Source organism: Amycolatopsis sp. lyj-84 (assembly GCF_046549075.1).
Lineage (GTDB): Bacteria > Actinomycetota > Actinomycetes > Mycobacteriales > Pseudonocardiaceae > Amycolatopsis.
This window is the reverse complement of the sequence record NZ_JAJPWO010000003.1, coordinates 756,930-778,165: the sequence shown is the minus strand read 5'-3', so window position 1 is coordinate 778,165 and position 21,236 is coordinate 756,930. Positions and strand designations below refer to the sequence as shown.

Here is a 21,236-nt window from a genome sequence, read left to right as displayed (position 1 = left end):
TGATTCTTAGTGCTCGGTTCGGGTGGCCCGTAGCGTCCACGGGTCGGTGCACCGCGTGGAGACGTGAACGTCGACGTTACCCGCAAACGCGGCGCGGACGACGGCCGAGGCTTGCTCGCACCACGGCCATTCGCTCGCCCAGTGTGTGACGCCGACCAGGGCGGGGACTTCGGCGATCTCGGCGAGGTGTTCGCCGGCGGGATGATGCCGGAGATCGGCGGTGACGTACGCGTCGACCCCGGCGGCGGTGGCCCGCTTGAGATAGCTGTCGCCGGAACCTCCGGAAACGGCGACGCGGCGGATCGGGCGGGTCGGATCGCCCGCGCCGTAGACGCCGGGTTCCGTGCGGGGCAAGGCATTCGCGACGCGTTCGACGAAGACGGAGAACGGTTCGGACGCGGGCAGTTCGCCAATGCGGCCGATGCCGGTGACGCCGTCATCGCGGGGGTCGAGCGGGCCGAGGACGGTCAGGCCGATGGCGTCGGCGAGCGCGTCGGAGACGCCGGGCGACGCGGAATCGGCGTTGGTGTGCGCGCAGTAGAGGGCGACGCCCGCGCGGATCAGGCGATGCACGAGACGGCCCTTGGTGCTGTCGGCCGGGACGCCGTGGACGCCGCGCAGCAACAGCGGATGGTGCGCGACGATCAGCTGCGCGCCGTCGGCGATCGCCTCGTCGACGGTCTCGTCGACCGGGTCGACGCAGAACAGGACCTTGTCCACGTTCTCGGCCGGGTCGCCGCAGACGAGTCCGACGGCGTCCCACGATTCGGCGAGTTCGGGCGGGTACGCCTGTTCCAGGGCGGCGATGACTTCGGCTAGCGCGGGCACCCGGGGATTTTCGCATGTAGCGTTTCCGGGCATGCGACTTCGGGTGCTCTGCGCGCTGCTCGTGGCCGGACTGCTGACGGTGCCCGCGCCGGCATCGGCGTCCTCGGGTCTCTGGACGCTGACCGATCTGGCCGCTCAGCGCGTGCAGATCGCCGACAAGGTCGCGGCCGCGAAGTTCGGCACGCCGTCGCCGATCGACGACCCGGTGCGCGAACAGCAGATCCTCGACTCGGTGGCGGCGAAGGCGCCCGGTCTCGGTCTCGACGCGGCCGGCGTGGTGCGGTTCTTCCGCGACCAGATCGAGGCGAACAAGGTCGTGCAGCGCGGCCTGTACGCGCGATGGACCGAGCACCCCGGCTCGCGGCCGCCCGGACGACCCGATCTCGCGACCGAGGTCCGGCCGGTGATCGACCGGCTCAACGCGGGCCTGCTCGCCGAACTCGTCGCGACCCGATCCGCGCGTGCGCGGCCGTCGTGCGACGCGCGGCTGGCGGTCACGGTGCGGCTGGTCGACGCGCGGCGAGACCTGGACCGGCTGCACGCGGGCGCGCTCGAGGAAGCCGTCCGGTCGGCCTGCGCTCGGCCCTGACCGCGGAGCGGGAGCAAGGGACCTTTGCTCTCACCTGGGTCGCTGACCTGCGGAAAGAGAGCAAGGGACCTTTGCTGTCGCCGGGGTCCGGAGGGCTCGGGGGCTCGCGGCGAAGCAAGGGACCTTTGCTGTCGCGCCCGGGTCAGTCCAGCGCCTTCGCGTCCTTGTTGATCGCCCAACGGCCGGCCGCGCGCATGACGCGGCCCGTCCACAGCATCGCCCGGTAGGCCTTCGTCGAGTGATCGGGGACGTCGGCGTGGTCGACCTGGTACGGCGCGACGGACGCGCTCGACCGGAGGTGCAACGGCATCCTGGTCATCGCCTCTTTCGGCGATCTCGCCTGGACGAAGTGGTGCTCCGACAGGATCCGCCCGACCTCGTAGGGGTGCGGATGCGTGACGGTGATGCGATACCAGCGGAGCCCGGTTGCCGGGGACTCGACGATGGGTGTTGGTGCGCTCATACGCGACCTTCCTGCGTGTTTCTCTCCAGGAGGTCTACTCCCGCTTCGTCCCGGCTTGCCAGCTTCGCGCGCCCGGTAGCCGTTCGGAGCCGGTGAACGGTCGATCTCCGGCGGCCTTCACACTGATCGGGTGCTGCACATCGTCTTCGTCTGTTCCGGCAACATCTGCCGCTCGCCGATGGCCGAGCTCGTCTTCCGCGCGAAGGTCGAGGAGGCCGGTCTCGATCACCTCGTCCAGGTGTCCAGCGCGGGTACCGGCGGCTGGCACGTCGGCGAGGCCGCCGACATGCGGGCCCGCGCGAAGCTGGCCGAACACGGTTACCCGACCGGTCACGTCGCGGCCGAGGTCGACCGCGGGCATCTGGCCGCCGACCTGCTGCTCGCGGCGGACGACAGTCATCTGTCCTTTCTCCGGCGCAAGGTGTCGGACCCGTCCAAGGTCCGGCTGCTGCGCGAGTTCGACCCCTCCGCGCCCGAAGGCGCCGAGGTGCCCGACCCTTACTACGGCGAGGACGACGGTTTCGAGGACGTCCTCGGCATGATCGAGCGGTCCGTTCCCGGCCTGCTCGACTGGGTGCGCGCACACGCCTGAGGCGGACCGCTTACCGTGGTGGGGTGCGGTTGAAGTTCCTGCTGAAGCCCGGGTGGCTGGCCTTGACGTTGGTGGTGTTCACCTTCGCCGTGTGCTGCTTCACCCTGCTGGCGCCGTGGCAGTTCTCCCGCGACAGCGAGCGCGAACACCAGAACGCGGCGCTGCGGGAGTCGTTCGCCGGTCAGCCGCGATCGCTGGACCAGCTGCTTCCCGGCGGAGCGGCCCCTGACCAGCGCACCGAGTGGCACCTGGTCGCGTTGAAGGGCACGTACCTGCCCGAGGGCGAGGTCGTGGCCCGTCTGCGCTCCGTCCAGGGCGAAGCGGCCTACGAGGTGCTGACGCCGTTCCGGACCGTCGAAGGCACGGTCGTGCTGGTGGACCGCGGGTACGTCCGGCTCGACGACAAGTCGAGAGCCCTCCCCTTCGCCGCGCCTCCCGCCGGGACGGTCGACATCGTCACGCGGGCACGTCACGACGAGCGGGACGGGAAGAACCGCGACGCCTTCGCCGACGAGTCGACAGGCGGCCAGCTGCAGAGCTACGTCGTCGATTCCCAGGTCGTCGCGCGGGCCGCGAAGCTGGACATCCGGCCCGGCTACTTCCAGCTCGACGTCGAGCAGCCCGGCGTGCTGGGCGCGCTGCCGCTGCCGCAGACCGACGCGGGACCGTTCTTCTCCTACGCGCTCCAGTGGATCGCGTTCGGGGCCATGGCGCTGATGGGCTGGCTGTACTTCACCGTCCGCGAGCTGAAGCCGGGCGGCGCACTGACGACGGAGCGGCCGCAGCGGCGCAAGAGCGTCGCGGAGATGCTGGCCGAGGACGAACGTTCCGAAGTGGCTACCTGATCCGACGAGAAACTGGACCTTTTATGGGTCCATATCCGCGTGCTCATACTCGATCATGCTGATTCACCCGTGGGACGCCGCCCACGACGACGCCGAATGGCAGGCCTGGCTCTCCGTACACGACTTCGGCCAGCTGATCGCCGGTGGCGCGGGCCGCGACCTGCCGGTCGTCAACCCGGTGCACTTCGTCTACGACGGCGACCGGACGGTCCTGCTGCACCTCGCGCGCCCCAACCCGGTCTGGCCGCTGCTGGAGGAACATCCGCGGGCGCTGCTCGCGGTGACCGACGACCACACCTACATCCGATCCGCCTGGAACACCCCCGCCGACCCGCCGCGCGGCGTCCCGACGTCGTATTACGCGTCGGTGCAGCTCGAATGCGACGTCCGGCTGGTCGACGACGCCGAGGAGAAGGCCGCGCTCCTGGACCGGCAGCTCGCGCACTTCGAGCCCGGTTCGGGCCGGTTGGGCGTGAGCGCCACCGAGGCGCCGGACAAACGACTGCTGCCGGGGATCCGCGGCGTCGAGCTGACCGTGACCGGGGTGCGGGCGAAGTTCAAGTTCGGCGGGAACAAGCAGCCGGCCGACCGGTCGCGGATCGACGCGGAGCTCGAGCGGCGCGACGGCCCGATGGACGCTCGGGCGCGGGCGCAGCTGGCGCGGCGGGGAGCTCGCGCTCGTGAGTGATGCTTCGGGACCGCGGTGTCCGTAAAGGACTCCTTCGCACCTTCCCCAAGTACGTGAAGGCCCCCTGCTCCCCTGCGGTGACTGTGTGGATTTTGGGGCGTCAGATGTCCCAAAATCCACACAGTCACCGAGTGCTACACAGCCCACGCGATAGCAAAGGTCCCTTGCTCCCGCAGCCAGGTCAGCGCCGTCGCCGCAGCCCGACCAGGACGGCCAGGACCACCGAGCTGATCGCGCCCAGCCAGCCGACCACCCGCGAAAGCTCCACGGCCCGCGTCACGTGACCGGCGTCCGGGTTCCGGCCGATGCCGAGCACCGGCAGTTCCTCGACCCCGTGCGGGTACACCGTCCGCCCGCCGACCCGGATCTCCAGCGCCCCGGCGAACGCGGCCTCGACGCGGCCCGCGTTCGGGCTCGGGTGCGCGGTCGTGTCCCGCCGCCACGCCCGCCACGCGCCGCCCGCCGAACCACCGACGACCGGTGCGGCGAGCACGGTCAGCCCGGCCGCGACCCGCGTCGGCACGAGATGAACGATTTCGTCCAGCCGCGCGACGAACCAGCGGTACCGCTCCGAGCGTCCCCGGCCGAGGCCGCGCAGCAGGCTGATCGCGCGCGAGCCGAGCAGGCCGGGCGCGCCCGCCAGGGCTCCCCACACCAGCGGCGCGATGACGACGTCCGCGGTGTTCTCGGCGAGCGTCTCCACCGAGGCGCGCGAAAGGCCGATGACGCCGAGGTCGTCGGCGACGCGGGGGTCCAGTGTGGACAGTGTGCCGCGCGCGGTCTCGAGGTCGCCTTCTTCGAGATCCCGCGCCAGCGAAGTACCGTGCGCGGCCAGACCGGCGGCGCCGAGCACGGCCCAGGTGGTCACCGCGGTCGTGGTCGCCTGCAGGACGGGACTGCGCCGTCCGGCGCGTTCGGCGAGGACGCCCGCCAGCACGGCGGAACCCGCGAGACCGCCGGTCCACAACAGACCGGCCGCCGGATGCTTCGACCGGACTTTCGCGTCCACCGCCGAAGCCGCCCTGGCGAACGCCGTCACCGGAGGCCGTGACCGGGGATCCCCGATCGCCCCGTCCGCGGCCACCCCCAACACCAAGCCGATCGCGCGCGCCGCGCTCACCGTCGCCCCCCGCATGCAGTTCCCTCGAAGACCTGCAGAGGTTACTCGAACATCATCCGTCCAGAAGGGCGGCCATCTCGTCACGCGCCTGGATGACGATGTCCCGCATCGCGCGTTCGGCCCGGTCAGGGTCACCGGCGTCGACGGCGGCCGCGACCTCGACGTGCAGCGCGACGGCCTCGGGCTGCGGTTCCTCGGGCATCAGCCCGTGCCCCGTGCGCCCGGCGAGCACTTCGGCGACGACGGCGGAAAGCTGCGCGAACATCGGATTCCGCGACGCGGTCAGCAGAAGATCATGGAAAGCGACGTCGTGCCCGAGAAAGGTCGCGAGATCACGCTGGTGCGCCGTCTCTTCCAGCCGCTTCGCCAAAGCCCGGAGACGGCCGCCTTCTTCGGGCGTCGCGCGCAGCGCCGCGAACCGGGCCGCACACGGTTCGACGCCGGAGCGCAACTCGGTCAGCGTGCGCAGCGCGGTCTTCCGCTCGGATCCGTCGAGTTGCCAGCGGAGCAGTCTCGGGTCGTAATGGTTCCAGTCACGCGGCTCGCGCACGGTCATCCCGACCCGGCGTTTGCTGCTGGTCAGGCACATCGTTTCGAGGACGCGCACCACCTCGCGCGCCACCGTGCGCGACGCGCCGAACCGCTCTTGGAGCTCCTCCGAGCGCAGCACGGAACCCGGTGGCAGTTGCCCGTTCGCGATCGCGGAGCCGAGTGCGTCGAGCATTTCGGCATGCCTGTCATTGCCCACCAGGCGACCTTAACGTTCTGATTCGATTAAGTAGTACTTGATGTTGCTTAAGTAGTACTTTTGAGCTGTACTCGTCCCGGCTACAACGACGTGGGAGGTACGGATGACCGTCATCGTGGTGATGGGTGTTTCCGGCTCGGGCAAGACGACGGTGGGCACCGAACTGGCCGCCCGGCTCGGCGTCGACTACGCCGAAGCGGACACGTTCCATCCTCAGGCGAACATCGACAAGATGAGCTCCGGCCACCCGCTGAACGACGAAGACCGGCAGCCGTGGCTCGAGGCCATCGCCGGCTGGATCCGGGACCACCAGGACTCGGGCGGTGTCGTCACCTCCTCCGCGCTCAAGTACCGCTACCGCGACGTCCTGCGCAGCGGCGGCGACGTCTGGTTCCTGCATCTGCACGGCGACCGCGCCCTGCTCGCCGACCGGATGAAGACGCGCTCCGGCCACTTCATGCCGGTGTCCCTTTTGGACTCCCAGCTCGCCGACCTCGAACCGCTGCAGCCGGACGAGTTCGGGTTCGTCGCCGACATCGCGAAGAAGCCGGAAGAGATCGTCGACACCACCCTCGCCGCCTTCAAGGACCGCTGATGACCACCACTCTCGCCGCCTCCTGGACCGGGCACGACACGCGCCTCATCGGCGCGACGGTGCTCGCCATCGCCGTGATCGTCGTCCTGATCACCAAGGCGAAGCAGCATCCGTTCCTGGCCCTCATCCTCGGTTCCGGCGTGCTCGGGCTCGTCGGGGGCATGCCGGTGGACAAACTGATCAAGAGCTTCAGTTCCGGCGTCGGCTCCACCGTCGCGTCGGTCGGCGTGCTGATCGCGCTCGGCGCGATGCTCGGCAAACTGCTCGCCGACTCCGGCGGCGCGGACCAGATCGTCGACACCATCCTGCGCCGCGCGGGCAATCGCACGCTCCCGTGGGCGATGGCGCTGGTCGCCGCGCTGATCGGGCTGCCGATGTTCTTCGAGATCGGCCTGGTCATGCTGATCCCGGTGATCCTGCTGGTCGCCAAGCGCACCGGGAAACCGTTGCTGCTGCTGGGCATTCCGGCGCTCGCGGGGCTTTCGGTGCTGCACGGCCTCGTCCCGCCGCACCCAGGGCCGCTCGCCGCCGCGGGCGCGCTGAACGCGAACATCGGCCTCACCCTGGCCTTCGGCCTGCTCGTCGCGATCCCGACGGTGATCATCGCCGGACCGCTGTTCGGCAGGCTGGCCGCGAAGATGGTCCCGGACGCCGTCGCGCCGGAACGGCTCGTCCCGGAGTCGTCGAACGACGAAGGACGGCGCCCCGGCTTCCTCGCGACGCTGTCCACCGTGCTGCTGCCGGTCGTGCTGATGATGGGCAAGGCGCTCGCGGACATCCTGCTGGACAAGGAGAACCACGTCCGCCGCGTACTCGACTTCATCGGCGACCCGCTGGTGGCGCTGCTCGCCGCGGTCCTGGTCGGCATGCTCACGCTGGGCAAATCCGCGGGCTTCACGCGCGACAAGCTGTCGTCCACGGTGGCCGATTCGCTCCCGCCGATCGCGGGCATCCTGCTCATCGTCGGCGCGGGCGGCGGGTTCAAGCAGACCCTGGTCGACGCCGGGGTCGGCAACGTCATCACCGGCCTGGCGACCGGCGCGAACCTGTCGCCGCTGCTGCTCGGCTGGCTGGTCGCGGTCGCGATCCGGCTCGCCACCGGCTCCGCGACGGTCGCGACCGTGTCCGCCGCCGGCATCGTGGCGCCGCTCGCGGCGACCATGGACCCGTCGCACAGCGCGCTGCTGGTGCTGGCGATCGGTGCCGGTTCGTTGTTCTTCTCCCACGTCAACGACGCCGGGTTCTGGCTGGTCAAGGAGTACTTCGGGCTTTCGGTCGGGCAGACCTTGAAGAGCTGGTCGATCATGGAGACGCTCATCTCCGTGACCGCGATCGCGCTGATCCTGCCGCTGGGCGCCCTCCTGTAGCGAAGTCACCGGTTGACACGTGACCTTTTGGTCACCTATTCTTCCCTCGTGCCCGACGACGACCTGGTTTTCAAGGCCCTGGCGGATCCGACTCGCCGGTTCCTGCTCGACCAGCTGTTCGCGCGTGACGGCAGCACGCTGACCGAACTCGAGTCCGAAGTGGACATGAGCCGGTTCGGCGTGATGAAGCATTTGAAACTGCTGGAAGAAGCCGGACTTGTCGTCACGCGCAAGGAGGGCCGCGAGAAGCGGCATTTCCTCAACCCGGTCCCGATCCGGCAGATCCACGACCGGTGGATCGACAAGTTCACGGAGCGCACCGTGACCGCGTTGCTCGACCTCAAAGCCGAACTCGAAACCCCAGAATCCGAGGAGCCCTCATGACCGACACCCAGGTTTACCGCGTCTACATCAAGGCGACCCCGGAGAAGATCTGGGACGCCATCACGAAGCCCGAGTGGTCGCAGAAGTACGGGTACACCGGCCTGGTCGACTACGACCTGCGGCCGGGTGGCAAGCACGCCACCCACCCCACGCAGGACTACGTCGACGCCGGGTTCGAGAACGACCTCGTCGACGGTGAGGTCCTGGAAGTCGACCCACCGCGCAAGCTGGTCATCACCTGGAAGCTGCGGATGGACCCGGCCTTCGACAAGGAGCCGCACACCAAGCTCACCTACGAGATCGAAGAAACGAAGACCGCGGGCACCCGGCTGACCGTCACCCACGACGTCACCGGCGCTCCGACGACGGCCGCGCTGATCAACGGCTCGCAGGAGGACGTCAACGCCGGACCGGGCGAGAACGCCGGTGGTGGCTGGGCCTGGATCCTGTCCGACCTCAAGTCGCTGCTGGAGACCGACGAGCCGCTGGTCCCGGCCGCCTCCTGAGCTGAAGGGGACTTTCCCCACATCGGACGCCACGAAGGGGCCCTTCACTGCATCGCATGCGGTGAAAGGCCCCTTCAGCTCTCCCTAGACCCGCTTGGTCGCAGCCTTGAGAGCGACCTTGGCGGTGTCGGGAGCACCGATGGTGTCCAGGGCGAACAACGCCGCGCCGACCACGGGGGCGACGTCGACGACGCTGATCGAAGCGCCCGGGGCCACCTTCAGGCATCGCCGCTCGATCTCCGCGATCACCTGCGCGCCGACCCCGGTCAGCACTCCCCCGCCGAGGATGACCTCGGGCGTCTCCTCGGTCAGTTCCAGCCGCCGCAGGATGACCGCGACCAGCACGGCGACCTCCTCGACGAACCGCCCGACGACGTCCTGCGCCACCTCGTCACCGCCCGCCGCGACGGCGAACAGCAGCGGGCACAGGCCGTGGATCGCGTCGGAGTGCAGATCCTCGAAGTGCAGGCGCCGCACCACTTCCAGCACGGTCGACGCCTTGAAGTGCGCGGCGACGGCCGCCTGCAAAGCCGTCCCGGGACCCCGGCCGTCCTCGGCGCGGACGGCCCACCACAAGGCCTCCTCGCCGAGCCGGTAGCCGCCGCCCCAGTCGCCGGAGATCTTGCCCAGCGCCGGAAACCGGTGCTCACGGCCGTCGGCGCTGATGCCGGCGCCGTTGATCCCGGCCCCGCACACCACCGCTACGCCGCTCCCGTCGGAACTGCCCGCCCGCAGCAGCGCGAGCGTGTCGTTGCCGACGATCAGCGTGTCGCTCCACCCCCGCGCGGCCAGCGCCGCGTGCAGGACCTCTTCCTCCTCCGGGAAGTCCAGCCCCGCGAGATAGGCCGACGTATGCGTCGCGAACGGGCGTTCGTCGGGAAGCCCTGCCCCGCGAAGGGCCTCCAGGACCAGCTTCTCCAACGCGGTGACGCTGCCGTCGACCCCGATGTTCTGCGGCGACGCGCCCGGCCCCCGCGACTGCCCGAGCACCCGTCCGTCGCGCGAGACGATCAGGACGTCGGTCTTGCTGTTGCCGCCGTCGATCGCGACGACGACGTCCCGTGAGCCCGCCGTCATGCCCCGGCCCACGGCAGGAACTGGCGATTGACCTGCACCAGCGTGTCCGCGAGCTGGTCGGCCTTGGTGTACTGGCCGATCAGCGGATGCGCCAGCAGCGCGTCCGCCACCCGGTCACGGCCGCCCTTGATCGCCGCCTCCAGCGCGAGGTGCTCGTACGAGGTCACTCCGGCGATGAGCCCGGCGAACCGCTGCTCCACCGGCGGCTGCGGGATCGGGCGAGGGCCGTTACCGTCCACAAGGGACGGAACCTCGATGACGGCGTCGTCCGGCAGGAAGTCGAAAGTGCCTTCGTTGCGAACGTTGACAACGTGCTCCTCCGCGGGCCCGCCGGAGGTGAGCGCGTGCACGAGCTGCACCGCCGCCTCGGAATAGTAGGCACCGCCCCGCTTTTCGAGCTGCTCCGGCTTGGTCACCACCGCCGGGTCGAGGTACACCTTGAGCAGTTCCTCCTCGACGTCGCTGACGACGTCCGCGCGCGGCCGCTCGGTGCGCTGCTTGGTGACCTGCTCGTCGTGCCCGTAGTAGTACTTCAGGTAGTACGACGGCACGACGTTCATCCGCCGCATCCACTCGACCGGCGCGGTGACGTGCTCACCGAGGAATTCCGCGTGCTCCGCCAGGAGTTCCGGCAGGCGGTCCTCGCCGTTGACGAGCACCTTCCGTTCCCAGCTCAGGTGATTGAGCCCGGTGTGCACGAGCTTGACGTCGTCGACACCCGCACCGAGCAGGTGCGCGAACGTGCGCTGGAGGTGGATCGCGACGTTGCACAGCCCGACGGCGCGGTGGCCCTCGTTCAGCAGCGCGCGGGTGACGATGCCGACCGGGTTGGTGAAGTTGACGATCCAGGTGTCGTCACCGGCGATTTTCCTTACCCTGTCGGCGATGTCGAGCACCACCGGCACCGTGCGCAGCGCCTTCGCGAGGCCGCCCGCGCCCGTGGTCTCCTGCCCGACACAGCCACAGGCGTGCGGGAACGTCTCGTCCCCGCGCCGCGCGCGCTGGCCGCCGACCCGCAACTGGATCAGCACCGCCGACGCGCCCTCGACGCCTTCTTCGAGATTGGCGGTGGTGCGGACCCGCGCCGGATGCCCGGCGTGGCTCAGCAACCGGTTGCTGAAGTCCCCGACCGCTTCCACCCGGTACGCGTCCGGATCGATCAGCACGATCTCGTCGACGTCCAAAGTGGACCGCCGTCCGGCGATCCCGTCGATCAGCTCGGGTGTGTAAGTGGACCCACCACCGACGACTGCGAGTTTCATCCCTTGACCCCTGTGAATGTGACGCCCTTGACGAAGGACTTCTGCGCGAACACGAACAGCACGATCACCGGCAGCATGATCAGCGCGGTGGCCGCCATGGTGAGGTTCCATTCCACGTGGTGCATCCCGCGGAACGACGCGATCGCCAGCGAAAGCGGCCAGCTGTCGCGGGTCTCACCGGTGTAGAGCAGCGGACCGAAGTAGTCGTTCCAGGTGAACAGGAAGCAGAACATCGCGGTGGCCGCGATCCCCGGCTTCGCCATCGGGATCAGCACCTTGATCATCGTCTGGAACTCGTTGCAGCCGTCGATCTTCGCCGCTTCGAGATAGTCCTTCGGAATGGTGAGGAAGAACTGACGCAGCAGGAAGATCGAGAACGCGTCGAAGAAGAAGTACGGCACGATCAGCGGAACCAGCGTCCCGGTGAACCCGAGCCGCACCCACAGGTCGTACAGCGGCACGACGGTGACCTGCGGGGGCAGCATCATCGCGGCCACGGTGAGCATGAAGAACAGGTTCTGCCCGCGGAACTTCAGCTTGGAAAGCGCGTACGCCGCCGGGATCGCCGAAACGAGCGCCCCGAGGGTGGCCAGCGACGAATAGAGCATGCTGTTGCCGAAGTACTGCAACAGCGGCGCCTTTTCGAACACCTCGATGAAGTTCTCGAAGTGCCATTCCTTCGGCCAGAAGTTCGACGAAAGCGCCTGATCGCTGGACATCACCGCGGTGAGGAAGACGAACAGGATGGGCAGCATGAAGATCACGCCCATCGCGATCCCCAGGCTGTGCGTCGCGATCCAATAGAGCTTCTTGTCCCATTGGCGCCGCACCCGCACCTTCGGCGGTTCGGACGCCGGGGCGGTGTGCCGGGGCTCGGCCAGTGTGGTCATCCGCCCTCCTCCTGGTGCTGGGACTTACGAAGCTGGCGGACCAGAATCCAGGTGAACCCGGCCGAGACGATGAACAGCAGGACCGCCATCGCCGCCGCGTAACCCATGTTGAAGTACCGGAAACCCTGGACGTACAGCCAGACCGGATAGGTCAGCGTCGAGTTCTGTGGTGCGCCGATGAATCTCGTGTTGCCCGCGACGTCCGCCGCTCCGGCGGCCGCCGAACCCGCGACGATCGCCTGGGTGAAGAACTGCAGCGCGAAGATCATCGAGTTGACGACACCGAACAGCAGCACCGGCGAGATCGACGGAAGCGTGACGTGCCAGAACCGGCGGACCGGACCGGCGCCGTCGAGCTCGGCGGCCTCGTACTGCTCCTGCGGCACGTCGAGCAGCGCCGCCAGGATGATGATCATCAGCTCGCCCGAACCCCACATCACCAGCAGGGTCAGCGCGGGCTTCGACATCGCCGGGTCGTTGAACCACAGTCCGCCGTCGATGCCGACCGCGCTCAGGAACGCGTTGACCGGGCCGTATTCCGGGTTGAACAGGAACACGAACGCCAGGGTCGCCGCGGCTGGCGGGGCCAGCGAGGGCAGGTAGCAGAGCGTCCGCACCAGGCCGACACCCGACTTGAGCCGGGAGATGATCGACGCCGTGCCGAGGGCGAACACCACGCGGCAGAACGTCAGGACGATCACCAGCCACAGCGTGTTGTACGCGGCGGTGCCGACCAGCGGCTCGCTGGTGAACATCCGGATGTAGTTGTCGAAACCGACGAACTCCGGCGCGTTGATCAGGTCGTAGCGGGTGAACGAGTAGTACACCGTGGCGATCAGCGGGTAGCCGAAGAAGATCAGGAACCCGAGCATCGCCGGTGCGATGAAGTAGAAGACCGTCCGACGGCGGCGCGCCGCGTTCCCCTTCCGCGTCCGGGTGGACGCGGAAGGGGAATCGACCGCCCTGGACTCCAGGGTCGATGTCATGCGATCAGCCGCCGGCGCGTTTCTGGGCCAGCTCGTCGTTGATCTGAGCGTCGACCTGCTTGAGACCCGCGGTCATGTCGGGGATGTTGCCCGCCTGCCACTTCTCCGCGAAGTCGTTGACGGCCTTGAGGTGCGCGTCGCCGATCGGGGTCGACGGGTTGGGAAGCAGCTTCCCGCCGTTGTACAGATCGAGGAACGTCTTGAACTCGGGCGTGACCTCGAGCTTCGGGTCGGTCAGCGCGGCCTTGGTGCTCGGCACGTTCTTGAGCCCGTTCGACAGCTCGACGAGCGTCGACGTGTCGAGGGTGACCTGCTTGATCAGTTCCCAAGCGGCACCGGGGTTCTTGGCGCCCTTGGGGATCGCGATGATCGTGCCCGTGGTGAACGCGCCGCCGTAACGGTCCGGCTTGCTGTCGAGCACCGGCGGGGCCGCGGTGCCGAACTTCAGTTCCGGCGCCTGGTCCTTGATGAACGCGGTGCGGTACTCGCCGTCGATCATCATCGCGAGCTTGCCGCGCTGGAAACCGTGGTCCGCCGAGTACTCCTCGCCGAGACCGGCCTTGAACTGCTCGACCTTGGCGTGGCCGCCGTAGAAGTCGACGAGCTGCTTCTGGAAGTCGAACATCGACTTCCACTCGGGGCTGTCGGCCAGGTGGGACTGCCCGTCGGGGCCGAGGTAGGTGGCGCCGAAGTTCGGGGCCCAGTACTGCGCGTAGTTGGCGTAGAACGGCATCGACGGCAGGAAGCCGGCGACCTTGATCGAGCCGTCCGGGTTGAACTCGGTCAGCTTCTTGGTGGCCTCGAACAGTTCCGAGGTCGTCTTCGGCGGCGAGGTGACGCCCTTCGCCGCGAACATCTCCTTGTTGTAGTAGAAGCCGTAGACGTCGGCGAGCAGCGGCATGGCGCAGCGCTTGCCCTGGAACTCGGTGTAGCTGCGGACGGCGTCGGGGATCTGCGTCAGGTCGATCTTGTCGCGATCGATGTAGGGCTTCAGATCCTGGAAGCTGCCCGTGGAACACCAGGCGCCGAGGTTGTCGGTGAAGAACGAGATCGCCACGTCCGGCGGGTTGCCACCGCGGATGGACTGGGTGATCTTGTCGTCGTCCTGCTGGCCTTCGTGCTTGATCTCGATGTTCGGGAACTTCGCCTTGAGCTTGTTGAGCCCGGCGGTGACCACGTTGTACTCGCGGTCGGTGAACTTGCTGTAGACGGTCAGCGTGAGCTTCGCGTCCGAGGCGGGGGCGGCCGCCGGGTCACCCGAACCACTGTTCGGGCCGCTTGCGGCGCCCGAACAAGCGGACACCAGTGCGGCGACGGTGACCGCGCCGAGCACTATCGAGCCGCGCCAACGGCGGCCACTTCTCCGAACCTGGGTCGTGGAACTCATGACCCTCCTCCTAATTGGTTGGGGCGGGAGACGGTGGTTCTGTTCGTGATTCGGGGATCGCCGCGAGCTGACCGGGCTCTCCCGCCCCGGACCTGCGGGGCCCGAGGAGCGAAGGGGTGTTGACGCCGAAGACGTCCCTGCGGACAGTGGCGAGGGCGGATTGAAGGGCGCCCTCGCGCACCGCGTTGCCCTGCACCGAAGCGACCCCGACGGGGGTGCGGGGCAGAACGAGCTCGTGCAGCCTTTTCGCCACCAGTGCGGCGAATTCGTCGCCACCGGCCCGGCTGGTGTCACCGGAAAGAAGCACGAGTTCGGGGTCGACGACCGCGATCAGCCCGGCCGCGCCACTCGCGACGCGGCGGGCGAGGTCGTCGAGGAAGGCTTGGTTGCCGTCTTGTCGTGCCTTGGCGACGGCGTCCGCGCCGTCCTCGGCCTCGATGCCGTGCGCGGCGGCCAGCTCGACGACCGCGGGTGACGCGACGAGGTCACCGAAACGATCTCCGGCGCGAGGTTTGGTGCCCGGGGTGGCGACGGAAACCGGGTCGGGAACACGCATCCAGTCGATCTCGCCACCACCGCCGGTCGCGCCGCGCAGCAGCCGCCGCCCGACCACCACCGCGCCGCCGACGCCGTCGCTGAGCCAGATCATCACGAAGTCGTCGAGACCGACGGCCTGGCCGACGGTCATCTCCACGATCGCGACGAGGTTGACGTCGTTCTCGATGGTGACGCCGACGCCGAGCTCCTCGCTGAGCCTGGTCGGCACGTCGAAGCCGAGCCAGCCGGGGATGTGCGGCGCCGACGAGAGCAGGCCGGTGCGCGGGTCGAACGCGCCCTGCGCGCCGATGACCACGTGACGGAGGTCGGTGGCGGCGAGCCCGGCTTGACCGGCGACATGGGTGAGCGCCGCGCCGAAGGTGCCGACGACGTCCGCGCCCTCGTGGACCGGCAGCGGGACCTGGTACTCCGCGAGCACCGCGCCCGTGACGTCGGCGACGACGAAGTCGGCCTTTTGGGGCGTCAGGTCCACGGCCGCGACGTAGGCGACACCGCCGTTGACCTGCCAGAGCTGCGCCCTCGGCCCACGGCCCCCACCGCGCACGCCCGCCTTGGCGACGACGTCGTCCTGTTCGAGGCGGGTGAGCAACTGCGCCGTCGCGGGCTTCGACAGGCCGATCGCGACCTCGAGCTCGGAGCGCGTCAGCGGGCCGTCCCTGAGGAGGACCTCGATGGCCGCGCGATCGTTGATCTCGCGCAGCATTCGCGGACTACCGGCTCGCACTGGGGCTCGCTCCCGACTTCGTTAGGAAACTTTACAGACGGTTTCCGGGGACTGTAGTGAGCCGAACCACAGCCGTCAACGGGCCTGGGAAACGGGGAGGTAACGCTTGCTGTGTTCCGCACAGTGGGTATACGTACCGATGCGGAGGGTGGCAGCGAGTGGACCTGGGGCCGGACGCAATGAAAGGCCCGTTACTTGCAAATTTTGCAAGTAACGGGCCTTTCATTGCACTCGCGTACGGGGACGACCGAGACTCAGACGCCTGCCCAAGCCGCCAACATGACGCGCGCGATCGACGAGTTCCCCGGCAGCACCAGCTGCCGCGTGCCACCGGCGATCGGGGTCGGCACGGCGCCCGCGTTCCGCAGCTGACTGTTCGCGAAAGCGGCCCGTACCTCCGAGCGCGAAACCCAGAACGCCTCTTCGATCTCGCCCTCCGCGGGCACGATCGTCGAGGAGATGTCGGCCCGCGCGGTGAAACCGAGCATGATCGACCGCGGGAACGGCCACGGCTGGCTGCCGAGATAGCGCACGTCGCGCACGTCGACGCCGACCTCTTCGCGGATCTCCCGCTCGACACAGCCTTCGAGCGACTCCCCCGCCTCGACGAACCCGGCGAGGATCGAGTACCGGTTTTCCGGCCAGATCGGCTGCCGCGCCAGCAGGACGTGCTCGCCGTTGACGCCGGCGTCGTCGTGCACGAGGCAGATGACGGCGGGGTCGGTGCGCGGGTACTCCTCCCGGCCGCAGCCGGTGCACTTGCTCGCCCAGCCCAGCTGGACCACTTCGACCGGGCTCCCGCAGCGCGTGCAGAACTTCGCCTGCCGACGCCAGTTCAGCAGCGCCTGCGCGGTGGTGAACAGCCCCGCCGACGCGTCGTCGAGCAGGTCACCGTAGCCGCGCAGGTCGACCCAGATCTCGCCTTCGTGCCGCGGGACCTCTTCGATGACGCCCCAGCTGCCCGCCATTTCGACGGTCTCGGTCTCCCCCGCGGGGCGGCCGGGCAGCGACCAGTAGTCGGTGCCCTGCCACTCCCCCAGGAAGATCGCGTCGGCGGGCGGCTCGGCGCCGAAGTCCTGCGTCTTGCGGGTCGCGAGCGAGCCGGAACCCTCGACCACCGGGGTGCGCGCGTGCTCGTCGAGCAGCACGACGCGCGCGTCCGGCCAGCGCTCGGCGAGCCTGTCCGGGTTGGTGCGCAAGGATTCCTGACGGTCCGCCGTGGAGCGCGAAAGCGTCGGGAGCGCCCCTAACCCGAACGGCGTCTCCATCAGGTGGGCTCCCCGACGGTCACGTCGCCCAGTGCCTTCAGCTTCGGCGCGAGGACGTCGGCGTCGCCGACGACGACCCCGGTGAACCGCTGGGGCGCGAAGAACTCCAGCGCGGCGTTCGCCACGTCCTCGGCGGTGACCGCGGCGAGCCGGGCCGGGTGCTCGGCGAGCCATTCGGCGCCCAGTCCGGTCGCGGCGAGCGCGGCCAGCTGCGCGGCGAGGCCCGCCTGCGACGACGCCGACGTGACCAGCGAGCCGATCGCGTACTGCCGGACCGACTCGACCTCGTCGGCGGTCGGCGGCACGAGACCGAGCCTGGCCAGTTCGTAGCGCGTCTCCAGGAGCGCGGCGGCGGTCGCGTCGGTCGCGGTGTCCGCATCGACGTTCACCACGGCGGTCTGGTCCGTGAACTCGAAGCCGGAGTGGGCGCTGTAGGTGTAACCCTTGTCCTCACGGATGTTCTCGACCAGCCGCGACGAGAAGTATCCGCCGTACGCGAGGTTCGCCAGCTGCAAAGCGGCGTACCGCGGGTCCGTGCGCGGCACGGTCTGCGCGGACAGCCGGATCTGCGACTGCACGGCACCCGCGCGCGGCACCAGCAGGACGTTGCCGCCGGTGAGGTCGGGCAGCGCGGGCAGGCGGACGGCGGAGCGGTCCGAAGCCCAGCCGCCGAGCGCCTTCTCCAGGTCGCCGATGACGGTCTGCGGGTCGATGTCGCCGACGAGCACCAGCACGGATCCGCGCGGCAGCACCGAAGCCTGGTGCAGCGCGCGCACCTGCTCCGGCGTCACGACGGCGACGTCTTCGGCCTGCGGGACCTCGCGCACCGCGGGGTGGTTCCCGTAGCGGTGCTTCTGCAGCGCCTCGCGGGCGATCGTCCTCGGCTGGGTGCGGGAGACGGCGATCCGCTCGATCAGCCGTTCGCGTTCCCGCGCGACCTCGGCGTCGGCGTACGACGCGCCGGTGAGCGCGTCGGCGAGGACGTCGAGCATCGTCGGCAGGCCCTCGGCCAGCGAAGTACCGGAGATGGACAGCCGCTCCGGGTCGACACCGGACCCCAGGTCACCACCGATCAGGGCCAGATCCGCGTCGATTTCGATGCGGTCGCGGCGGGCGGTGCCGGTCAGCAGGGTCTCGGCCAGCACTTCGGCGGTCGCCGGGTGCAGTGCGTCTTCGCCGGCGAACGGGATCCACACCCGCAGCTCGACCAGCGGCACGGTGGCCTTGCGGACGGCGAGCACGCGCAGGCCGTTGCTCAGTGTGGTGTCCACATGGGACAGATCGGCGGCGGCGCGCTGCGTCCCCAGCGACGGGACCGGACGGGGCCCGGCGGCCGTGCGGCCGATCTCCTCGGCGGTGCGGTGCGGTGCGCTCACTGCTCGGTACCTTCCTGCTCGGATTCGACACTGCCGCTGCCGGGACGGACGACGAGGACGGCGCGCGAGTCCGGCCGCAGCGCCTTCGCCGCCGCCGAGACGGCTTCACCGGTGACCGCCGACATCTTCTCGGCGAGCCGGTACACCAGCGACGCGTCGCCGTAGAGCAGCTCGAACGAGCCGAGGGCGAGCGTGCGGGACACCAGCTTGTCGTGCTCGGAGTGCAGGCTCGCGGCCCAGCGCGCGGTGACCTTCTTCAGTTCCTGGTCCTCCGGCGGCGTGGCCGCCAGCTTCTCCAGTTCGTCGTCCAGCGCGGCGAGCACCTGCTCGGTGCTCACCTCGGGCGGGTGGATCGCGGTGATGGTGAACGTGTCCGGGTCGCGGGCCTCGAACGGGCCGAACAGCCCGGCGCCCGCGCCGATGTCGACGACCAGCGGCTCGCGGTGCACCATGCGCTGCTGCAACCGGGAGCCGTCGCCGTCGGACAGCACGCCGGCGAGCACGAGGTTCGCCAGGTAGCCGTCGAGGTCGTTGATCGGATCCGGCATGCGGTAGCCGATGCCGATCGCGGGCAGCGGGGCGTGCTGATCGATCTGCTCGCCGCGCAGCTCACCCTCGGGGGCGGGCTCGGCGAACGAGGGGCGCTCGGGCGCGGGCCGGTGCGGCACGTCGCCGAAGTGCTTCTCGATCAGCTCGCGGGCCTGCTCGACGGTGAAGTCACCGGCGACGGTCAGCACCGCGTTCGCGGGCGAGTAGTAGGTGTCGAAGAAGGCCGCGCAGTCGTCGATGGTGGCCTGTTCGAGGTCCTCGAAACCGCCGTAACCGTTGTGCGCGTTGGGGAACGTCGAGTACAGCACCGGCGGGAGCGTGATCCACGGGAACCCGCCGTACGGCCGGTTCAGCACGTTGAGGCGGATCTCCTCCTTGACCACGTCGATCTGGTTGGCCAGGTTCTCCTGCGTCAGCTTCGGCGCCCGCATCCTGTCCGCTTCGAGGAACAGGGCGCGCTCGAGAGCCGCGGCGGGGAGCACCTCGAAGTAGTCCGTGTAGTCCGGATGGGTGGAACCGTTGAAGCTCCCACCACTCGACTGGACGTACCGGAAGTGCGCGAGCTTCTCCAGGCTCTCGCTCCCCTGGAACATCAAATGCTCGAAGAGGTGCGCGAAACCGGTGCGCCCTTCGGGCTCGGAACGGAAGCCCACGTCGTAGTGGACGCTGACACCCACCACCGGAGCGGTCGCGTCGGGCGCGAGCACCACGCGCAGACCGTTGTCGAGGGTGAATCGGACAAGCTCGGGATCGGCCATGCGCACCACCCTACGGGCTAGTCAGGCCTCCAGGCGACGACCCTGGCGGGTCGCGGCGAAGGTTCCCACCACCGCGGCCGTGAAGTCGCTCACCCGCGCGATCTCCCCCTCGTCGGCGGCTTCCCTGCCGTACCAGTAGATCTTGGGCCCGCCCTTGAGCGCGGCGAATCCGGCGACCCACTGTTCTTGTTCGCCGAGAGCGAGCGCGTAGGGCAGCGCGCGGGAAAGGAGCACCTCGCGTTCGAGCTTCGGGACGGCCGCCGGTTTGGTCGTCAGCAGCGCGTCTCGGACGCCGAGCAGCCGTCTGTGCAGCGTGACTCCGGCGCCGGTGCGCGTCGGCAGCCATCGGGCCGCGACGGCGATGACGGCGCCCGCGGCGATGACGATCAACCCGAGTTGGGCGTATCCGACCGTCAGCGCCAGCAGGATGGTGAGGAACAAACCGTAGAAACAGACACGCAGGCCGACGCGGGTGAGCTTGGCGGGCAGCCGCGAGTACCAGCCGCGTTCGACGACGCTGTCGGCCAAGGCGCCCCGCACCGTTTCGATCCCGATCCGGGCGGCTTGGATCTCCGACAGCAGCACCGACTCCCGCCCGTCCGGCAGCAGGACGTCGAACACCGCGCGTTCGAAGGCGGTCAGCTGCTCGTCCGGCGGGTTGCGGCGGACGAGCCGCCAGCCGGTCAGCTCGCCGGGCTCCTCGCTCACCCACAGGTAGTTCCGGACCGCGAGGTCGACGACCGTCGCGGCGAGATCGACGGCGTCGGCACGACCCGAAAGGACGAGCCCGGCCTGTCCCGGCAGCACCCCGTCGGGTGATGCGAACGCGGCCTGGTCGTCCTTCCCGGTGAGCAGCCGGACCGGGAGAGCGTCGCCCGGATGCTTGTCCCGCCTCCGCAGCAGGGCCAGCGCCACGGCGGCCGCGACCAGGGCGAGCGCGAAACCGCCCCAGGCCCAGCCCACCGGAGCGGTGAGCACGAACGCGCCCGCGAGGGTCTTCGACGGCTCCAGCCGCACGTTCGCCGGGACGGTGCCCGCGGGCAGCTCGACCGAGATCTCCATCCGCTGCCCGGCCGCGAGGTTCTGCTGGTTGAACCGGGTCAGCCCGGAATGCGAGATCTGGGCGCCGCCGCAGTGCGCCCGCGAGCCCTCGGGCCCGGCGAAACAGGTGACCGCGTTCGGGATGGACGGCGCGGCGAAGCTCGCGCGCACGAGTTCGAGCCGTCCGTCCCAGCCGCCCGCGACCTGCCAGCCGACCCGCACCAGGCCGTCGGCTTCGGCGACCGCACCGTCCACTGTGTACCGGACGATCGAGGTGCCGCCCTTGAGCCGGATGGTGAACTCGTCGTCGGTCAGCTCGGAGTTGCCCGCGCCTTCGATGACGACGTCACGGATGCCGATGATCCGGTCGCGGTCGCGCGGGGCGGCCGTGCGGAGCGGGATGCGACGGGTCATCGTCGCCTCGCTCGGCACGGACACCGCCTCGACGACCGAGAGTGCGCCGTCGCGTTCGACCTTGAGCGAGATTTCCGCGCTGTTGGGGAGCGCGGGCAGCGACGGTTCGCCCTGCGCTCCCGCCGGTGCCGCGCCCAGCACCAGCAGGAGCACCAGCACCACCAGGAGGGCGCAAGCAGTCCTCTTGGTGCGGTAGTTGCGCATGCAAGGACCGCAACCAG

General features: G+C 69.4%; 22 protein-coding genes. 8 read left to right on the top strand and 14 right to left on the bottom strand.

All coding sequences use genetic code 11. The features are described from left to right. Nucleotides 1-6: 6 nt before the first annotated feature. Nucleotides 7-828 carry a Nif3-like dinuclear metal center hexameric protein gene (locus ACLJRM_RS13970; RefSeq protein WP_101612572.1) on the bottom strand — a complete coding sequence of 274 codons (822 nt, stop codon included), beginning with the start codon at nt 826-828 and terminating at the stop codon, nt 7-9. A 31-nt stretch (nt 829-859) separates the two neighbouring features. On the opposite strand from ACLJRM_RS13970, the gene ACLJRM_RS13965 reads away from it, so the two are divergent. Beyond that, nucleotides 860-1,417, top strand: coding sequence for a chorismate mutase (locus ACLJRM_RS13965; RefSeq protein ID WP_410663158.1), 558 nt, complete (start codon nt 860-862; stop codon nt 1,415-1,417). Between the two features lie 142 nt (nt 1,418-1,559). Here ACLJRM_RS13965 and ACLJRM_RS13960 read toward each other — a convergent pair whose 3' ends face one another. Continuing rightward, the gene (locus ACLJRM_RS13960; protein ID WP_101612570.1) at nt 1,560-1,880 is read right to left on the bottom strand and encodes a hypothetical protein; all 321 of its coding nucleotides are present in this window, start codon (nt 1,878-1,880) and stop codon (nt 1,560-1,562) included. A 130-nt stretch (nt 1,881-2,010) separates the two neighbouring features. On the opposite strand from ACLJRM_RS13960, the gene ACLJRM_RS13955 reads away from it, so the two are divergent. From ACLJRM_RS13955 to ACLJRM_RS13945, 3 genes are read left to right on the top strand one after another with little or no spacing between them, the layout of a single operon-like run. Next, nucleotides 2,011-2,472 (top strand): low molecular weight protein-tyrosine-phosphatase, encoded by a 462-nt coding sequence (locus tag ACLJRM_RS13955; protein ID WP_410663157.1) that lies wholly within the window; start codon nt 2,011-2,013, stop codon nt 2,470-2,472. A gap of 23 nt (nt 2,473-2,495) precedes the next feature. Beyond that, entirely contained in the window at nt 2,496-3,317 is an 822-nt protein-coding gene (locus ACLJRM_RS13950; RefSeq protein ID WP_101612568.1) for an SURF1 family protein, read from the top strand. A gap of 55 nt (nt 3,318-3,372) precedes the next feature. Beyond that, nucleotides 3,373-4,005, top strand: coding sequence for an FMN-binding negative transcriptional regulator (locus ACLJRM_RS13945; protein ID WP_410663156.1), 633 nt, complete (start codon nt 3,373-3,375; stop codon nt 4,003-4,005). A gap of 181 nt (nt 4,006-4,186) precedes the next feature. On the opposite strand, the gene ACLJRM_RS13940 is transcribed toward ACLJRM_RS13945, so the two are convergent. Both ACLJRM_RS13940 and ACLJRM_RS13935 read right to left on the bottom strand, forming a co-directional pair. Further along, the gene (locus ACLJRM_RS13940) at nt 4,187-5,125 is read right to left on the bottom strand and encodes a cobalamin biosynthesis protein (RefSeq protein ID WP_101613755.1); all 939 of its coding nucleotides are present in this window, start codon (nt 5,123-5,125) and stop codon (nt 4,187-4,189) included. A gap of 52 nt (nt 5,126-5,177) precedes the next feature. Beyond that, nucleotides 5,178-5,849, bottom strand: a complete 672-nt coding sequence (locus ACLJRM_RS13935; RefSeq protein WP_101612566.1) for a FadR/GntR family transcriptional regulator — start codon at nt 5,847-5,849, stop codon at nt 5,178-5,180. Nucleotides 5,850-5,976: 127 nt separating this feature from the next. Here ACLJRM_RS13935 and ACLJRM_RS13930 point away from each other — a divergent pair, with 127 nt between their 5' ends. From ACLJRM_RS13930 to ACLJRM_RS13915, 4 genes are read left to right on the top strand one after another with little or no spacing between them, the layout of a single operon-like run. Continuing rightward, nucleotides 5,977-6,468: a gluconokinase gene (locus ACLJRM_RS13930; RefSeq protein ID WP_101612565.1), complete on the top strand. Its 492-nt coding sequence runs from the start codon at nt 5,977-5,979 to the stop codon at nt 6,466-6,468. Then, nucleotides 6,468-7,835 (top strand): gluconate:H+ symporter, encoded by a 1,368-nt coding sequence (locus tag ACLJRM_RS13925; protein ID WP_101612564.1) that lies wholly within the window; start codon nt 6,468-6,470, stop codon nt 7,833-7,835. Before ACLJRM_RS13930 ends, ACLJRM_RS13925 begins: the two co-directional genes overlap by 1 nt. A 48-nt stretch (nt 7,836-7,883) precedes the next feature. Next, nucleotides 7,884-8,219, top strand: coding sequence for an ArsR/SmtB family transcription factor (locus tag ACLJRM_RS13920; RefSeq protein ID WP_410663155.1), 336 nt, complete (start codon nt 7,884-7,886; stop codon nt 8,217-8,219). Beyond that, nucleotides 8,216-8,725, top strand: a complete 510-nt coding sequence (locus ACLJRM_RS13915) for an SRPBCC family protein (protein WP_101612563.1) — start codon at nt 8,216-8,218, stop codon at nt 8,723-8,725. Before ACLJRM_RS13920 ends, ACLJRM_RS13915 begins: the two co-directional genes overlap by 4 nt. An 84-nt stretch (nt 8,726-8,809) precedes the next feature. Here ACLJRM_RS13915 and ACLJRM_RS13910 read toward each other — a convergent pair whose 3' ends face one another. The 10 genes from ACLJRM_RS13910 to ACLJRM_RS13865 form a co-directional block, all read right to left on the bottom strand. Beyond that, nucleotides 8,810-9,814 (bottom strand): N-acetylglucosamine kinase, encoded by a 1,005-nt coding sequence (locus ACLJRM_RS13910; protein ID WP_168214505.1) that lies wholly within the window; start codon nt 9,812-9,814, stop codon nt 8,810-8,812. After that, entirely contained in the window at nt 9,799-11,064 is a 1,266-nt protein-coding gene (locus tag ACLJRM_RS13905) for a 6-phospho-beta-glucosidase (RefSeq protein WP_101612562.1), read from the bottom strand. Before ACLJRM_RS13905 ends, ACLJRM_RS13910 begins: the two co-directional genes overlap by 16 nt. Next, nucleotides 11,061-11,954, bottom strand: a complete 894-nt coding sequence (locus ACLJRM_RS13900) for a carbohydrate ABC transporter permease (RefSeq protein WP_101612561.1) — start codon at nt 11,952-11,954, stop codon at nt 11,061-11,063. The genes ACLJRM_RS13905 and ACLJRM_RS13900 overlap by 4 nt, the downstream gene beginning before the upstream one ends. Then, nucleotides 11,951-12,940, bottom strand: a complete 990-nt coding sequence (locus ACLJRM_RS13895; protein WP_168214504.1) for a carbohydrate ABC transporter permease — start codon at nt 12,938-12,940, stop codon at nt 11,951-11,953. Before ACLJRM_RS13895 ends, ACLJRM_RS13900 begins: the two co-directional genes overlap by 4 nt. Before the next feature lie 4 nt (nt 12,941-12,944). After that, the gene (locus ACLJRM_RS13890) at nt 12,945-14,327 is read right to left on the bottom strand and encodes an extracellular solute-binding protein (protein ID WP_101612560.1); all 1,383 of its coding nucleotides are present in this window, start codon (nt 14,325-14,327) and stop codon (nt 12,945-12,947) included. 10 nt (nt 14,328-14,337) lie between these two features. Next, nucleotides 14,338-15,588 carry an ROK family transcriptional regulator gene (locus ACLJRM_RS13885; protein ID WP_101612559.1) on the bottom strand — a complete coding sequence of 417 codons (1,251 nt, stop codon included), beginning with the start codon at nt 15,586-15,588 and terminating at the stop codon, nt 14,338-14,340. A 275-nt stretch (nt 15,589-15,863) separates the two neighbouring features. After that, a complete protein-coding gene (gene nudC, locus ACLJRM_RS13880) occupies nt 15,864-16,877 on the bottom strand; it encodes an NAD(+) diphosphatase (protein ID WP_410663154.1) in 1,014 nt (337 codons plus the stop codon). Beyond that, entirely contained in the window at nt 16,877-18,253 is a 1,377-nt protein-coding gene (locus ACLJRM_RS13875) for a M16 family metallopeptidase (RefSeq protein ID WP_101612557.1), read from the bottom strand. The genes nudC and ACLJRM_RS13875 overlap by 1 nt, the downstream gene beginning before the upstream one ends. Then, nucleotides 18,250-19,560 carry a M16 family metallopeptidase gene (locus ACLJRM_RS13870; RefSeq protein ID WP_101612556.1) on the bottom strand — a complete coding sequence of 437 codons (1,311 nt, stop codon included), beginning with the start codon at nt 19,558-19,560 and terminating at the stop codon, nt 18,250-18,252. Before ACLJRM_RS13870 ends, ACLJRM_RS13875 begins: the two co-directional genes overlap by 4 nt. A 21-nt stretch (nt 19,561-19,581) precedes the next feature. Continuing rightward, on the bottom strand, nt 19,582-21,219 hold the full coding sequence (locus ACLJRM_RS13865) for a DUF2207 family protein (protein ID WP_410663153.1): 1,638 nt from the start codon (nt 21,217-21,219) through the stop codon (nt 19,582-19,584). Nucleotides 21,220-21,236 lie beyond the last annotated feature (17 nt).

Excerpts from the sequence above, each read along its gene's own strand:
- ACLJRM_RS13965 (WP_410663158.1), top strand. The coding sequence starts at position 860 with ATGCGACTTCGGGTGCTCTGCGCGCTGCTCGTGGCCGGACTGCTGACG.
- ACLJRM_RS13960 (WP_101612570.1), bottom strand. The coding sequence starts at position 1,880 with ATGAGCGCACCAACACCCATCGTCGAGTCCCCGGCAACCGGGCTCCGC.
- ACLJRM_RS13945 (WP_410663156.1), top strand. The coding sequence starts at position 3,373 with ATGCTGATTCACCCGTGGGACGCCGCCCACGACGACGCCGAATGGCAG.
- ACLJRM_RS13935 (WP_101612566.1), bottom strand. The coding sequence starts at position 5,849 with ATGCTCGACGCACTCGGCTCCGCGATCGCGAACGGGCAACTGCCACCG.
- ACLJRM_RS13930 (WP_101612565.1), top strand. The coding sequence starts at position 5,977 with ATGACCGTCATCGTGGTGATGGGTGTTTCCGGCTCGGGCAAGACGACG.
- ACLJRM_RS13925 (WP_101612564.1), top strand. The coding sequence starts at position 6,468 with ATGACCACCACTCTCGCCGCCTCCTGGACCGGGCACGACACGCGCCTC.
- ACLJRM_RS13915 (WP_101612563.1), top strand. The coding sequence starts at position 8,216 with ATGACCGACACCCAGGTTTACCGCGTCTACATCAAGGCGACCCCGGAG.
- ACLJRM_RS13905 (WP_101612562.1), bottom strand. The coding sequence starts at position 11,064 with ATGAAACTCGCAGTCGTCGGTGGTGGGTCCACTTACACACCCGAGCTG.
- ACLJRM_RS13900 (WP_101612561.1), bottom strand. The coding sequence starts at position 11,954 with ATGACCACACTGGCCGAGCCCCGGCACACCGCCCCGGCGTCCGAACCG.
- ACLJRM_RS13895 (WP_168214504.1), bottom strand. The coding sequence starts at position 12,940 with ATGACATCGACCCTGGAGTCCAGGGCGGTCGATTCCCCTTCCGCGTCC.
- ACLJRM_RS13890 (WP_101612560.1), bottom strand. The coding sequence starts at position 14,327 with ATGAGTTCCACGACCCAGGTTCGGAGAAGTGGCCGCCGTTGGCGCGGC.
- ACLJRM_RS13885 (WP_101612559.1), bottom strand. The coding sequence starts at position 15,588 with ATGCTGCGCGAGATCAACGATCGCGCGGCCATCGAGGTCCTCCTCAGG.
- nudC (WP_410663154.1), bottom strand. The coding sequence starts at position 16,877 with ATGGAGACGCCGTTCGGGTTAGGGGCGCTCCCGACGCTTTCGCGCTCC.
- ACLJRM_RS13870 (WP_101612556.1), bottom strand. The coding sequence starts at position 19,560 with ATGGCCGATCCCGAGCTTGTCCGATTCACCCTCGACAACGGTCTGCGC.
- ACLJRM_RS13865 (WP_410663153.1), bottom strand. The coding sequence starts at position 21,219 with ATGCGCAACTACCGCACCAAGAGGACTGCTTGCGCCCTCCTGGTGGTG.